Here is a 13,842-nt window from a genome sequence, read left to right as displayed (position 1 = left end):
ATAGGGAAGACTGGCGGGCGTGAAGGAGTCATTGAAGTCACTGCTGGACCTGCTGGACCTGGAGCAGATCGAGAACGACATCTTCCGCGGGCGCAGCCCCGAGGACCGCCAGCAGCGGGTCTTCGGCGGGCAGGTCGCGGGCCAGGCGCTCGTCGCCGCCGGCCGCACCGTCCCGGTCAACCGTCCCGTGCACTCGCTGCACGCGTACTTCATCCGCCCGGGTGATCCGCTGGTCCCGCTCGTCTACACCGTCGACCGGGTCAGGGACGGCCGCTCCTTCACCACGCGGCGCGTGACGGCCATCCAGCACGGCAAGGCGATCTTCACGCTGTCGGCGTCGTTCCAGATCGCCGAGGACGGGCCCGCGCACCAGGCGGCGATGCCCGAGGCGCCGCCCCCGGAGACGCTGCCGCCCGCCCTGGACCGGCTCACGCCGATCTTCGGCGAGGCGGGCGCCCGCCTGTTCACCGACCGCCGCCCGTTCGACGTCCGGCACGCGACGCCGCTGACGTGGGAGGCCGCCAAGGACCCGTCGCTCGCCACGCCCGAGACGAAGGTGTGGCTGAAGGTCGACGGCGAGCTCCCCGACGACCCGCTGCTGCACGTGTGCCTGATGACCTACGCCTCGGACATGACCCTGCTCGACACCGTCCTGCTCAACCACGGCCTCGCCTGGGGCGACAAGCGGACGATGGGCGCGAGCCTCGACCACGCGATGTGGTTCCACCGGCCGTTCCGCGCCGACGGCTGGCTCCTCTACTCCCAGGACACGCCATTCGCGGGCGGCGCGCGCGGGCTGGCCCGCGGCCAAGTGTTCACACAGTCCGGCGAACTGGTCGTCTCGGTCATGCAAGAGGGCCTCATCAGAGTCTCCGACCACTGACGCGACCCCGTCCCTTCGGCTCGGCCGCGGGTTTCGTGTGGAGTACTCCCGGAGACGGCTTGGTTCGTGGCATGATCGTTGGTGCGGGGTTCCGGGGAGCCTTCGACGCCGGGCCGGCGTTGCGGGTTCTCGGGGACGGGGGTGAGGTCGCCCACAAACTCGCAGGTCAAAAATACCTTGATTGAGTTGCCGGAGTCCCCGTACGCTCGATGCGAGCAATCAAGCTGGCCGGTCCGCGTGGATCTTGAATCCTCCGGTACGGCCCAGGAACCAGGAAGGTGGTGTGCAGTCCGGTGAAGAGCATGTTGATCAAATCAGCGCCAACCTGGACTCCCGCCTGCCCTGGTGCCTCGATCGCCTATTCCGCCGCGTCCGTGTGGACGCCGCAGAGCCTCAAGCCCTGCGGCCCCATGGCGCACGGCGGCGCCAATGCGCCGATCAGCGGGTCGATCCCGGCCAACGGGCGTCCCGACGCCTTTGGCGCGCGTCTGCGTGATCTGACCGCGCGTGATCTGACTGATCTGCGCACCGAGCAGCGAGTCCAGGACGAGCAGGGGCGCACTGTCTTCGCACACCTCATCGAAGACAGCGGCACCCAGGCTCCGGCCACGGCCCACATGGGCGTCTCCCTCAAGGGTGGCGTTTCGGGTCCGTACCCCTGGAGGCGACCGGTCTAGCACGACACCGGCAAGCCCCCAGGCCGCGGATCCGATACCGGATCCGCGGCCTTCTTATTTGCCCAGACAACCCACCGACACGCCCGTTGAGATCCAACGAGAGGAACAAGGGTGACTGTGATGCAGGGGGCTCTCGCAGTGAGCGAGGAGGACCTCACGCTTCCGTGCCGGACCGACCCGGAGCTCTTCTTCGCCGAGGCTCCCGCCGATGTCGAGCTCGCCAAGGCCCTGTGCCTGGAGTGCCCGCTCCGCAAGGAGTGCCTCGCCGGGGCGCTGGAGCGCAAGGAGCCCTGGGGCGTCTGGGGCGGGGAGCTGTTCGTCCGCGGTGTGATCGTTGCGCGCAAGCGGCCGCGCGGCCGTCCGCGCAAGCACCCGCTCCCGGACGAAGTGACCGTGTGAGCTCCTGATGCCGACCACGTCGACACTCGACCGCAAGAACCCCGGAGGCGCGATCCCCGCGCGGGGACCGCGCCTCCGGGCGGCCAGGGAGAACGAGATGACCATGCTCGGCCAGGACCCGTCCCGGGAGCGAATATCCGGGACCGTCCCTGACGAGCTCGCCGCCCGGGTGCGCGCGCTGCGGCGCGCGCGCCGGGAGGCGCAGACCAGGGCGTCGCGCGTGCGGCGCGTCCTGCTCGCGCCCACGGCGAGTGACAAGACCTACTGAGAACCATCACCGGCCCGGCCGGTCGCAGGCCGCCGTCCGCCCTTCTTGGATGGTTTGGCGGACCGCGTGCCTCCCGGCGGGCGCCTGGGCGCGTCCGGTGCCTCACTCACCGGACGCGCCGGACAGCGGAGCCCCGCGCACCTCATCAGCGCGCGGGGCTCCGCCGCGTCTTCCGGATCAGCCGCTGACGAGCTCGCCGTCCTCGTCGTCGGCGAAACCCGGCACCCACTTCAGGGACTCGGCGCGGGCCGGGATCTCGCACTCCAGCTGGCACAGCACGCCGGTCCCCGCCGACAGCACCCGGTGGATGATCACGTACTCGGGCGGCAGGTTCAGCTGCCGGACGACGTTGGTCGGCCGCAGGTCGGTGACCCGGGCCGCCATGTCGCGCAGCCACTCGCGGTTGAACTTGAACGTCTCGGTGACGAAGGGCTCGGTGATCGGCGCGAGGAACCCCTGCAGCGACTCGGCGTCGACCTCCACGCCGTCGCGGATGAACTCCTCCCGGCGCAGCGCGTCCTCGACCTCGTCGATGTCGGCCATCGTCCCGATCCGCAGGAGCAGGCCGAGGCGCTGCTGGAAGCCGCCGGGGATGCGGTCGACGGCGCCGAAGTCGAGCACGCCGAGGCGGCCGTCCTCCAGCAGCCGGAAGTTGCCGGGGTGCGGGTCGCCGTGCAGCATCCCGGATCGCTTCGGGCCCGACAGCAGGAACCGGCAGTACAGCAGGGCGACGTGGTCGCGCGTCTCCTGGTCCCCCTCGCTGATGATCTTGGAGAGGGGGGTGCCGTCCATCCACTCGGTGACGAGCACGTGGCCCGCCTGGGCGATCACCTCGGGGACGACGAAGTCGGGATCGCCCGCGTAGGCGTCGTGGAAGGCGGTCTGCGACGCGGCCTCGACCGTGTAGTCGAGCTCCTCGGCCACCCGCTCCTTGAGCTCGGCGAGCATCGACTTGACGTCCAGACCGGGCATCAGGACGCCGAACAGCCGGCCGAGCCGGGCCAGCTGGTTGAAGTCGCTGATCAGCGCCTTGCCGGCGCCCGGGTACTGGACCTTGACGGCGACGTCCCGGCCGTCGTGCCAGACGGCGCGGTGCACCTGGCCGATGGACGCGGCCGCGGCGGGCCGGTCGTCGAACGAGGCGAAGTCGTCGCGCCAGTCCTCGCCGAGCGCCTCGGCCAGCACCTTGTGGACCGACGACGCGGGCAGCGGGGGAGCGGCCTCCTGCAACCGGGTCAGCGTGGCGCGGTACGGCCCGGCGATCTCCGGCGGCAGCGCCGCCTCGAAGATCGACAGCATCTGGCCGAGCTTCATCGCCCCGCCCTTGAGCTCGCCGAGCACCTTGAACAGCTGCTCGGCGGTGCGGGCCTGGATCTCCATGGCGACGGCCTCGGCCGGCCTGCCGAAGGTGCGCTTCCCCATTCCGAGCGCGGTGCGTCCCGCGAAGCCGATGGGGAGGGACGCCAGCTTTGCTGACCGCGTCACCGCGCGGCGGGGAAGATCGCTCACGTTCCACATTGTCGGCGATCGGCTGTCGTTCGCGCCACAACCATCGGTAACCAATCCTGGACACCGACACTTCACGCCCGCCCCACCTGGGCGAACGTGGTAAGTGTGCGCTTTCTCACGCCGGGTGCGGACGGTGCGCGCGTGCGCGCGCGGTTCGGACCCCCGGCGCGAGGGGAATCGTCCGCGCAACCGATCATGATGGCCTCAAAGGACGTCCGGGAAGGCGCCGCGCGCGAGGGGAGAAGCGCGCTCGGTGTTTCACCGGAGAGCGGGGCCGTCCCATCCTGACGCCGCCCAAGGAAGGTCGGCGGAGTTTGTGGAAACCCTGGGGGGATCGTGAAAAACATGTGGGTTGACCTGGGGTAACGTCAAACACCCCCTGTGGAGGACGCAAATTTTTGGGTACGGTTCTGGCGTGCCCCCTAACGTTGAGGTCCGCCGCAGCAGCAGACGCCGGCGCACCGTGTCCGCCTACCGCGACGGGGACAAGGTGGTGGTGATGGTTCCCTCCAGGCTCAGCAAGGCAGAAGAAGAGCAGTGGATCGCCACCATCCTGGAACGGCTTGAGGAAAGGGAGCGCCGCCGGCGCCCCTCCGACGCCGACCTCCAGTCGCGCGCCCACGAGCTCTCCCGCCGCTATCTGGACGGCCGCGCCGACCCCGTCAGCGTCCGCTGGGTCGCCAACCAGCGCACCCGCTGGGGCTCGTGCACACCCGACGACGGCACGATCAGGCTGTCCACGCGGCTGCGCGGCATGCCCGCCTGGGTCGTCGACTACGTCCTGGTGCACGAGCTGGCGCACCTGCTCATCCCGGGGCACGGCGCCGACTTCTGGGAGCTGGTGGGCAACTACCCCAAGGCCGACCGGGCGCGCGGGTACCTGGAGGGCGTCGCCGCGGCCGCCCACCTGCCGCTGGAGGCCGACGCCCCCGACGACGCCGCCCCGCCTGAGGACCTCCACCGTGTCGACGGCCTGCACCCCGGGGACGAGTTCCCCCACGAGGCCGCAGGGTGACCGGAGCCGCGACCCGCTACGCCGCGGTCGTCTCGGCTCCCGCCCGCGCTCCGGGTCCGCCGCCCGGCATCGACCCGGACGCGTTCCGGCTCGCCCTCCTTGAGGACGCCTACGAGGTCGTCGCCGGACTGGAGCTGGTGACGCCCGCCCTCGTCCTGGACCCGCCCGACCAGCCGGACGCCGAGGCCGTCACCTGGCCGGGCACCGCGATCGTCCGGGCGGGCACCCCGGCGGACGCGTTCGCGGCGCTGCACGCCCTCGGCGCGCGGGAGGCCGCCCTGGTCGCGGCGGACGCCCCCGACCTGCCGCCGCTGCTGATCGGCAAGCTGTTCCGCGCCCTGGGCGAGGCCCCGGCCGCCGTCTGCCAGGCCGCGCGCGGGCACGGGCTGGTCGCCCTCGCCGCGCGGCTGCCGCTCCCCGGATGGCTCGCCGAGGCCGCCGACCGCGCCGATCTCGACGGCCCGGACGCGCTGGCCCGGCTGCGCGACGCCGCCCCGCGCCCCGGCCTGGTGCCGCAGGGCCCCGGCTGGCACCGGCTCCGCACCGCCGGCGACCTGCGGTTCCTCGATCCCGGGCTGGAGGGCTGGGACAGCACCCGCGCCCTGCTCGGCGGGCATCCGCTGCTCGAAGGGCACCCGCTCAGCACCTGAGGCCGCGGGCACGGGCCACCAGCGCGCGGACCACGTCGTCGGACGTCTCCGGCAGGGCGTCCACGGGAAACCAGGCGAGATCGTCGGACTCGTCGCTGACCGCGTGGCGCGCGTCCTGCGGGGCGATCGCGACGTACTGGACGTCCAGATGCCACGTCCCCTGGGGGTGGCAGCGCACCGCGTGCCGGTCGAGCTGGACGGGCCCCGGCAGCAGCCGCAGCCCCGCGATCCCCGACTCCTCCGTCGCCTCCCGCAGCGCCGCCCCGGCGAGCGTGCGGTCGGCGGGCTCGCAGTGCCCGCCGAGCTGGAGCCACGCCTTGATCTTGGCGTGCAGCGTCAGCAGCACCCGCGACCGGGACGCGTCCAGGACGGCGGTGCTCGCGGTGAGGTGCCCGGCGGCGCACTCCCGCCACAGCCCGTCCGCCGGGTGCTCCTCCAGATGGCGCAGGAACTCCAGCCGTACCCGCTCCTGATCGGCGTCCGGGGCAGACCAGCCGCGCAGCACCCGGACCGCGTCGGCATAGATCGGCGGCCCGGAAGCCTCCGGGGGCTCCGGGGCCGCGGGCCGACTGCCGGGCGCCACCGTCACGCGCGGCCGATGCGCGGGTAGCGGGAGTTGGCGGGGCGGCGGCGCCGCCGCTCCTGGTCGCTCGGCCGCTGCCAGCACAGGCTCGCCCGCGCGATCCGCCGCCTGATCACGTTCGCGCACGAGCCCGGCTCGTACCGGCAGCCGTTGACGTGGTGCGCGTGCGCCCGGCTCATGGGCGGGGCCCCTCGTCGCCCTCGCCGTCCTCGTTCAGGTCGTTCTTGTCGTCCGGCTTGCCCTCCTCCGGGACGGTCTCGTCCTCGGGGCTCCGGGTGAGCTTGGACAGGTCCAGGTCGGACAGGCCCTCGATCTCGTCCCGGCCGTGGACGAACCCGTCGGGGTCGTCCAGGTCGCCGGCCGTCGGCAGCAGGTCGGGGTGCTCCCAGATCGCGTCCCGGCCGGAGGTGCCGCGCACCTGGGTGAGCGTCCGCCACAGCGCGGCGGCCTCGCGCAGCCTGCGGGGCCGCAGCTCCAGGCCGACCAGCGTCGCGAACGTCCGCTCGGCGGGGCCGCCGGTGGCGCGGCGGCGCCGCACCGCCTCGGCCAGCTTCACCGAGCCGGGCAGCCGCCCCTCGGCGACCTCGTTGACGACGGTGTCGACCCAGCCCTCGACCAGCGCCAGTGTGGTCTCCAGGCGGGCCAGCGCCGCCTTCTGCCGCGGGGTCTCCTCCGGCTGGAGCTGGATCTCCCCGCCCAGCGCCTCCTGGATGGCCTCCGGATTGCTCAGGTCGAGCCCCTGCACGGCCTGCTCGATGCCCGACAGGTCGACGGTGATGCCGCGCGCGTACTCCTCGACCGCGCCCAGCAGGTGCGCGCGCAGCCACGGGACGTGCGAGAACAGCCGCTGGTGGGCGGCCTCGCGCAGCGCCAGGTACAGGCGCACCTCGTCGCCGGACACCTCCAGACCCGAGCCGAACTCCTCGACGCCGGCGGGCAGCAGCGCTCCGACGCCGTCCGGCGCCAGCGGCAGCCCCACGTCGGCGGAGCCGGTGACCTCGCGGGCCAGGGCGCCGAGCGCCTGCCCGGCCTGGCCGCCGACCATCGCCCCCGCCATCTGCTTGACCATCCCGATCAGCGGACCGGCCATCGCCTGCATGTCGGCGGGCATCTCCCCGCCGCCGAGCGCCCCGCCCATCGACTCGACCATGCGGGACGCGATCGGGTCGCACACCTTCGCCCACACCGGCAGCGTCTGCTCGATCCACTCCGACCGGCTCCACGCCTGCGGCGTCCGGATGCCGGCGGGCAGCGTCGTGCCCTCGTCCAGCCACAGGTCGGCCAGCCGCAGCGCCTCCTCGACCTGGCGCCGCTCGACGTCCACGATCGACGGGTCGCCCTGCTCGACCACCGCGTGCCGGGCGATGTTCTTGGCCAGGTCCCAGTTCAGGGGACCGCCCGTGCCGAGGGCGCCCTGGCCGCCGATCATGTCGGCGAAGCGGTGCAGCATGTCGGCGAACTGCGCCATGTCGCCGCCCATGCCCTTGAATGGATCCTGGGGCCGGTCGTCATCTCCGTCGCCGGGACGGTTGAAGCCGAAGGGATCACTCATCGGTTTGCCCCTGGGATGCATGATGGGCTCATATCCGCAACGTTAGCCGGTCCCGGCAAGGTCGCGTACACAAGGAAGGGGGCACCCCCGTGGCAACGGGCAAGGTTCGCCCTCGGCGTAGCAAGGGCCCGGTCGTCGCCGTTACCGGGGCGGCCTCCGGGGCGGGGCGGCTGCTGGCCGCCCGGCTCGCCGAACGGGCAGAGATCCGCAAGGTCGTCGCCATCGACGGGCACCGAGGCGACGTCCCCGGGGCGACGTGGCGTGTCGTGGACATCCGGGATCCGCTGCTGTCCAACCGGCTCTCCGACGTGGACATGATCGTCAACCTGGACCTCGAACGGTCCCCGGACGCCGACCCGCGCGAGCGCCGCACCCACAACGTCCGCGGCGCCCAGACGGTCGTGACCGCCGCTGCCGCCGCCCGCGTCCGCCGTGTGGTCCTCGTCACCAGCGCCATGGTGTACGGGGCCGGGCCGGACAACGCGGTGCCGCTGGACGAGGACGCGCCGCTGCTCGCCGAGGCCAACGCCAGCATCGCCGGCGACTACCTGGAGATGGAGGAGCTGGCCGTGAACACGCCGGTCACCCATCCCGGCCTGGAGATCACCGTCGTCCGTCCCGCCGCGCTGGTCGGGCCGGGGGTCGACACCGTCGTCACCCGGCACTTCGAGGCGCCGCGGCTGCTGTCGGTCAAGGGCAGCACGCCCGGCTGGCAGTTCTGCCACGTCGAGGACCTGGCGTCCGCCCTGGAGGTCGTCGTCGTCCAGAACGTGGCCGGGCCCGTCGCGGTCGGCTGCGAGGGGTGGCTCGGCCCCGAGGAGGTGAGCGAGATCACCGGGAAGCGCAGCTTCGAGCTGCCCGCCGCCCTCACCTTCGGCATGGCGCAGCGCCTGCACCGGCTCGGCATGACCCCGGCGCCCGCCACCGACCTGCACTACGTCGCCTACCCGTGGGTGGTGGACTGCGCCCGGCTGCGCGCCGCCGGCTGGAAGCCGCAATACGACAACGCCACCGCGCTGCGCGTCCTGATGGAGGAGACGGCGGGACGGCACGCCGTCGTCGGCCGCCGCGTCGGCGGCAAGGAGGCCACCATGGCCACCGCGGCGGGCGCCACCGTCGCCGCGATCGGCGCGGCCGCCGCGATCCGGCGCGCCCGCAAGCGCCGCCGCTGATCCTCCCGCCCCAGGCCGGGGCCCTGGGCCGGCCTGGGGCGGAGGGTCAGTCCCGCGGCGGTGTGGCGCTCGGCGAGGCGGACGGCGAGGGGGAGGGGGAGGGCGATCCCGACGGCGCCGGAGCCGCCGGCGGCTTGGCCTGCTGCGCCGCCGCCAGGGCGTCCCGCGCATCCTTGATCTGCTTCCACGCCTCGCCCATCGCGGGATAGTTGCCCTCGCGCTGCGCCTTCTCGTAGGCGTCCACGGCCCGCTGGAGCTCGCCGACCGCCTTCTGCGCCTCCGGGCTCAGCTTCCCGCCCGGCGTCGTCGCCGCCGGGCCGCCCGCGCCGCCCAGGATCTGGTTCAGCGCCTCCCTCAGCGAGTTGGCGGCCGTGATGCTGTCGCCGAACTGCACCAGCACCTTCCCGAGGAACGGATACGGCTGCTGCTCCGACCCGCCGGCCGTCTTGGCGTACATCGGCTCGACGTACAGCAGCCCGCCCGCGAACGGGATCGTCAGGAGATTGCCCGGCACCGTCTTGGTGCCGCCCTGTCTCAGCGCGAACAGGTCGTTCTTCACCTGCGAATCGGTCTCGAACGAACTCTGCACCTGTCCCGGGCCCGCCGGCTGGGCGTTGCGGGGCATCTGCAGGATCTCGATCTTCCCGTAGCCGGGGCCGGGCGTGCACGACACCGACATGAACGCCGCGAGCTGCCCGTTGCCGCGCGGGTTGAACACCGTCGTCAGCGAGAAGTTCGTCGCCGGTGCGCCCGGCGTCCGCAGGCTCTGGTAGTAGGGCGGCTGCCGCTTGCCCTTGGCGCCCGGATCCTCCGGCACCTCCCAGAAGCCCTCACCGCTGAAGAACGCCGCCGGGTCCGTCACGTGGTACTTCGACAGGATCTTCCGCTGCACCTTGAACAGGTCCTGCGGGTAGCGGAAGTGGGCCTCCAGCTCCGGCGGGATCGAGGAACGCGGCTGGACGGTGCCCTTGAACACCTTCATCCACGTCTTGGTGATCGGGTCCTCGGTGTCCCACTGGTACAGGTGGACCGTGCCGTCATAGGCGTCGACCGTGGCCTTCACCGCGTTGCGCATGTAGTTGATGTGGTCGTTGGCCTGCTGCGCCACCGCCGACCGCGTGTCGGTGATCGTGTCGCGGGTCGCCTCGCCGAGGCTCGTCTGCTCCGCGTACGGGTAGCCGCTGGACGCCGTGTAGCCGTCCACGATCCACACGATGCGCCCGCCCACCACCGCCGGGTACGGGTCGCCGTCCAGCGTCAGCCAGGGCGCCGCGCGGTGCACCATCTCCCGCGGCGTCCGGTTGTAGAGGATCTTGGCGTCCTTCTTGATCGCGCCCGACAGCAGGAGGTTCTTGTCCTGGAACTTCGTCGAGTACAGCAGCTTGCGGAAGAACGAGTCGATCGCGACGCCGCCCTCCCCGGTATAGGTGCTGCTCCGCTGGCCCGCCTTGCTGTTGTCCGGGTAGTCCAGCTCCTGCTGCCCGCGGCCGCCCACCACCGAGTAGCGCGGAGACCGCTCCCCGAAGTAGATCTCCGGCCGCGCCACCTTGATCTTCTCGTCCGGCGCGACCGGCATGCTCTTGGTGATGAACTCGGGCACCCCCCGGGAGGTGAACCGGTCGCCGTAGGCGGACACGAACCCGTAGCCGTGCGTGTAGACCATCCGGTCCTTCACCCAGCTGTGCTGCCCCGACGGCGCCCCTGACACCTCGCGCAGCCCCACCACCGTGTCGATGGTGCGGCCGTCGACCGTGTAGCGGTCCACGTCCAGCGTGTCCGGGAACTTGTAGAACGGCCGGATGCGCTGGAGTTGCTGGAACGTCTCGCCCACCACGTTCGGGTCGAGGAGCCGCACGCCGTCCTGCCGCTGCCGGTCCGACTCCTCTTGCAGCTTCTTCTTGTCGGTCACCGGCTGCGTCCCGTACGGGACGACACTCGCCTTGTCCACCCCGTACGCCTTGCGGGTGAACTCGATGTTGCGCTGGATGAACGCGCGCTCCTTGGCCAGCTCGTCCGGCTTCACCTGAAACTGCTGGATCAGCAGCGGGTAGAGGCCGCCGAGCAGGATCGCCGATAGCACCAGCAGCGTGAACCCCACGCCGGGCAGCATCATGCCGCGCCGCAGCAGGTTGCTGACGAACATCGCGGCGCAGATCAGCGCGATGACCGCCAGGATCGTCTTGGCGGGCAGCAGCGCGTTGACATCGGTATAGGACGCGCCGGTCGACACGCCCCGCTCGGAATGCACCAGCCCGTAACGGTCGAACCAGTAGGCGAACGCCTTCAGCAACACGAACAGCCCCGCCAGCACCGACAGGTGGGCGCGCGTGGGCGGACTGGCCTTGTCGCCGGGGCCTTGCAGCCGCAGCCCCCCGTACAGGTAGTGCACCATCAACGCGGCCACGAACGACAGGATCACCGTCGCGAAGATCACACCGAGGAGCAGCCGCAGGAACGGATACGTGAAGACGTAGAACGACACGTCCTTGTGGAACTGCGGATCGACCACGTGGAACGGCGTCCGATTGAGGAACGCCAGCCACACCGGCCACTGCCCCGCCACCGACGAACCGGTCAGGACGGCCAGCAGCCCCAGCATCACCACGGCGATCAGCTTGCGGCGCGGATCGATGACCGACCGGTAGCGCTCCAGGCCCTGCTGCTCCACCGACAGCGGCCGGTACGCCGGCCGCAGCCGGTAGGCGACCACGACGTTCGCGCCCACCACCAGGGCCATGAACAGCCCCGAGCCGAAGAACAGCACCACCTTCGCCTGGAGCTGCGTCGTGTACACCTCTGAGAAACCGACCGACCGGTACCACAGCAGGTTCGTATAGATGGACGTGAACACCATGTAGGCGATCAGAACTGCGGCCAGCGCCACGAGAACAGGTAGCACCAGCCGGGTCCGCCCGCTTCCGAGCCGACGCCCGAAGCCGGGAGTCCGGAAGGACAAGGCCCCCTCCGATCGAGATCGCCCCCACCGGCGGCCCGCCGGTGCTGTGTATGCAACTTACCGACTGGGCCGGGGGTTCCCGCACTTCCCCGTGCTGATTGAGGGAAAGATGGCCCCGTGAGTCTTCTGGAAGAGGTCGTGCTCGACCTCGAACGTCACTGGGCCCAGCAGGAATGGGACGCCGCCCCCTGCCTCTACGCGCTCGTCCGCAGCACCGAACTGCGCCGCGCCGAACCCGAACTGGCCGATCAGCTCGGGTTGCCGCCCGGCGGCGACACCCTCGCCGCCCTCGAACAGCCCGCACTGCCCGAACAGGCCGCCGTGGAGGACGCGCTCGCCGCCATCGCGTGGCCGGACTCGGTCGAAGGCTGCGCCCTCGTCATCGAGCGGGTCGTCCTCCCGCCCGAGGTCGAGGAGGAGATCCCCGAGGACGAGGCGGAGGCCGCCGCGTACGCCGCCGCCCACCCCCGCCGCGAGGACGTCCGCATGATCGTCGGCGTCCTGCGCGACGGCGCCCGCCACTCCGCCCTGCGGCTGCGCCGCCACGACGCCGCCGACGAGGTCCTCGCCGGCCCCGACCTCGTCCCCGCCCTCGCCGAGGCCCTCGCCGCCACCTTCGAACCGGACGAGCCCCGCAAACCGCCGGAAGGGTAACCTGCGGGACGTGAGCGAAGACAGCGCCGACGGCGGGACCCCGGACGTCATCCGGCTCATCGGCGTCCGCGAGACGCCCCTGTCGGTGGACGAGGTGTTCGCCGCCGTCGGCGACCCCGCCGCCGGCGGCACCGCCCTCTTCGTCGGCACCGTCCGCGACCACGACCACGCCCGCGCCGTCAGCGCCCTGTCCTACAGCGCCCACCCCACCGTCGAACGGGAGCTCCGCGCCGTCATGGACAAGGTCGCCGCCGACCTCCCCGTCACCGCCCTCGCCGCCGTCCACCGCGTCGGCGACCTGCGGATCGGCGACCTCGCCGTCGTCGTCGCCGCGTCCGGCCCCCACCGCGCCGAAGCGTTCGAAGCCTGCCGGCGGCTCATCGACGACCTCAAGGCCAACGTGCCGATCTGGAAGCACCAGACCTTCGCGGGCGGCGACGACGAGTGGGTCGGGGCCTGCTGAGCCCCCCGCGCCGCATAGAGTTTCCGCCATGTCTCGTCGTGCCGCCACGCTCACCGTCGCGAGCGTGCTCGTCCTCGCACTGGCCCTCGTCGGCTCCCTCATGCCCGTGCCGTACGTCGCGCTGATGCCCGGGCCGACGAGCAACACCCTCGGCACCAACGACAAAGGCCAGCCGCTCGTCCGGATCGAAGGCCGCCAGGTCTACCCCGACGCAGGCCACCTCAACTTCACCACCGTCACCTACCGCGGCGGCCCCGGCGGCCGCATCGACCTGTTCACCGCCCTGCGCGGCTGGCTCGCCGGCGACACCGCCATCGTCCCCGAAGAGACGATCTTCCCGAAGAACGAGTCGCAGAAGCAGGTCGACCAGGAGAACACCCGCCAGATGCGGGACTCCCAGCAGAGCGCCGAAGCCGCCGCCCTCCACGAACTCGGCATCCCCATCAGCACCCAGGTCGTCGTCGACGGCGTCCAGAAGGGCAAGCCCGCCGACGGCCGCCTCAAGCCCGGCGACGAGATCACCGCCCTCGACGGCGCCAAGGTCACCAGCGTCTCCCAGATCACCGGCACCATGGCCAAACGCAAGATCGGCGCCCCCGTCACCCTCACCCTCAAGCGCGCCGGCAAGGAAGAGAAGCAGACCCTCACCACCGTCGCCGACCCCACCGGCAAGCGCGCCGTCGTCGGCGTCGTCCTCGCCGACGACTACAAGTTCCCCTTCAAGATCGACATCAGCGTCGGCGACGTCGGCGGCCCCAGCGCCGGCCTCATGTTCTCCCTCGCCATCGTCGACAAGCTCACCCCCGGCCCCCTCACCGCAGGCAAGTTCATCGCCGGCACCGGCACCATCACCCCCGAAGGCAAGGTCGGCCCCATCGGCGGCATCCAGCAGAAAATGGTCGCCGCCCGCCGCGCCGGAGCCACCGTCTTCCTCACCCCCAAGGACAACTGCTCCGACGCCCTCAGCGCCCGCCCCGACGGCCTCCGCCTCGTCCGCGCCGACACCCTCCACGACGCCGTCCAGGCCATCAACGCCCTCACCAGCGGCAAAGGCCCCATCC

15 protein-coding genes are annotated in these 13,842 nt (G+C 71.9%); 10 read left to right on the top strand and 5 right to left on the bottom strand.

Annotated features, from left to right (window positions below; all coding sequences use genetic code 11):
* The first annotated feature begins 19 nt into the window (after positions 1 to 19).
* The 4 genes from tesB to E1298_RS14145 all read left to right on the top strand — a co-directional run bounded on the left by tesB (position 20) and on the right by E1298_RS14145 (position 2,227).
* Positions 20 to 883, top strand: coding sequence for an acyl-CoA thioesterase II (tesB, locus tag E1298_RS14160; RefSeq protein WP_131893198.1), 864 nt, complete (start codon positions 20 to 22; stop codon positions 881 to 883).
* Between the two features lie 293 nt (positions 884 to 1,176).
* The gene (locus E1298_RS14155; protein ID WP_131893196.1) at positions 1,177 to 1,560 is read left to right on the top strand and encodes a hypothetical protein; all 384 of its coding nucleotides are present in this window, start codon (positions 1,177 to 1,179) and stop codon (positions 1,558 to 1,560) included.
* 120 nt (positions 1,561 to 1,680) lie between these two features.
* Positions 1,681 to 1,959 (top strand): WhiB family transcriptional regulator, encoded by a 279-nt coding sequence (locus E1298_RS14150; protein ID WP_131893194.1) that lies wholly within the window; start codon positions 1,681 to 1,683, stop codon positions 1,957 to 1,959.
* A gap of 7 nt (positions 1,960 to 1,966) precedes the next feature.
* Complete coding sequence (locus E1298_RS14145; protein ID WP_131893192.1) at positions 1,967 to 2,227, top strand: hypothetical protein; 261 nt, start codon at positions 1,967 to 1,969, stop codon at positions 2,225 to 2,227.
* A 177-nt stretch (positions 2,228 to 2,404) separates the two neighbouring features.
* Here E1298_RS14145 and E1298_RS14140 read toward each other — a convergent pair whose 3' ends face one another.
* Positions 2,405 to 3,736, bottom strand: coding sequence for an ABC1 kinase family protein (locus E1298_RS14140; RefSeq protein WP_243725577.1), 1,332 nt, complete (start codon positions 3,734 to 3,736; stop codon positions 2,405 to 2,407).
* A gap of 463 nt (positions 3,737 to 4,199) precedes the next feature.
* On the opposite strand from E1298_RS14140, the gene E1298_RS14135 reads away from it, so the two are divergent.
* Positions 4,200 to 4,751 carry a M48 metallopeptidase family protein gene (locus E1298_RS14135; RefSeq protein ID WP_131893233.1) on the top strand — a complete coding sequence of 184 codons (552 nt, stop codon included), beginning with the start codon at positions 4,200 to 4,202 and terminating at the stop codon, positions 4,749 to 4,751.
* Positions 4,748 to 5,401 (top strand): hypothetical protein, encoded by a 654-nt coding sequence (locus E1298_RS14130; RefSeq protein WP_207944619.1) that lies wholly within the window; start codon positions 4,748 to 4,750, stop codon positions 5,399 to 5,401. The genes E1298_RS14135 and E1298_RS14130 overlap by 4 nt, the downstream gene beginning before the upstream one ends.
* Here E1298_RS14130 and E1298_RS14125 read toward each other — a convergent pair.
* The 3 genes from E1298_RS14125 to E1298_RS14120 are packed head-to-tail and all read right to left on the bottom strand — an operon-like array spanning position 5,391 to position 7,536.
* The gene (locus tag E1298_RS14125) at positions 5,391 to 5,984 is read right to left on the bottom strand and encodes an NUDIX hydrolase (protein WP_243725580.1); all 594 of its coding nucleotides are present in this window, start codon (positions 5,982 to 5,984) and stop codon (positions 5,391 to 5,393) included. The two genes, E1298_RS14130 and E1298_RS14125, sit on opposite strands and share 11 nt — an antisense overlap.
* 2 nt (positions 5,985 to 5,986) lie before the next feature.
* Positions 5,987 to 6,163 carry a hypothetical protein gene (locus E1298_RS48060; RefSeq protein ID WP_165975455.1) on the bottom strand — a complete coding sequence of 59 codons (177 nt, stop codon included), beginning with the start codon at positions 6,161 to 6,163 and terminating at the stop codon, positions 5,987 to 5,989.
* Positions 6,160 to 7,536 carry a zinc-dependent metalloprotease gene (locus E1298_RS14120; protein ID WP_131893188.1) on the bottom strand — a complete coding sequence of 459 codons (1,377 nt, stop codon included), beginning with the start codon at positions 7,534 to 7,536 and terminating at the stop codon, positions 6,160 to 6,162. Before E1298_RS14120 ends, E1298_RS48060 begins: the two co-directional genes overlap by 4 nt.
* An 89-nt stretch (positions 7,537 to 7,625) precedes the next feature.
* Here E1298_RS14120 and E1298_RS14115 point away from each other — a divergent pair, with 89 nt between their 5' ends.
* Complete coding sequence (locus E1298_RS14115) at positions 7,626 to 8,708, top strand: NAD-dependent epimerase/dehydratase family protein (RefSeq protein WP_131893186.1); 1,083 nt, start codon at positions 7,626 to 7,628, stop codon at positions 8,706 to 8,708.
* A 46-nt stretch (positions 8,709 to 8,754) separates the two neighbouring features.
* On the opposite strand, the gene E1298_RS14110 is transcribed toward E1298_RS14115, so the two are convergent.
* Positions 8,755 to 11,607: a UPF0182 family membrane protein gene (locus E1298_RS14110; protein WP_341770627.1), complete on the bottom strand. Its 2,853-nt coding sequence runs from the start codon at positions 11,605 to 11,607 to the stop codon at positions 8,755 to 8,757.
* A 174-nt stretch (positions 11,608 to 11,781) separates the two neighbouring features.
* On the opposite strand from E1298_RS14110, the gene E1298_RS14105 reads away from it, so the two are divergent.
* From E1298_RS14105 to E1298_RS14095, 3 genes are all read left to right on the top strand, one after another.
* Positions 11,782 to 12,318 (top strand): PPA1309 family protein, encoded by a 537-nt coding sequence (locus E1298_RS14105; RefSeq protein WP_131893182.1) that lies wholly within the window; start codon positions 11,782 to 11,784, stop codon positions 12,316 to 12,318.
* Between the two features lie 10 nt (positions 12,319 to 12,328).
* The gene (locus E1298_RS14100; RefSeq protein WP_207944618.1) at positions 12,329 to 12,781 is read left to right on the top strand and encodes a molybdenum cofactor biosynthesis protein MoaE; all 453 of its coding nucleotides are present in this window, start codon (positions 12,329 to 12,331) and stop codon (positions 12,779 to 12,781) included.
* Positions 12,782 to 12,809: 28 nt separating this feature from the next.
* Positions 12,810 to 13,842, top strand: a 1,033-nt coding sequence (locus tag E1298_RS14095) for a YlbL family protein (protein WP_131893178.1), incomplete at its 3' end; no start/stop codon positions are given.

Source organism: Actinomadura rubrisoli (assembly GCF_004349215.1).
GTDB classification, from domain to species: domain Bacteria; phylum Actinomycetota; class Actinomycetes; order Streptosporangiales; family Streptosporangiaceae; genus Spirillospora; species Spirillospora rubrisoli.
The sequence above is the reverse complement of the archived record's forward strand: the minus strand, read 5'-3'. Positions and strand labels throughout refer to the sequence as shown.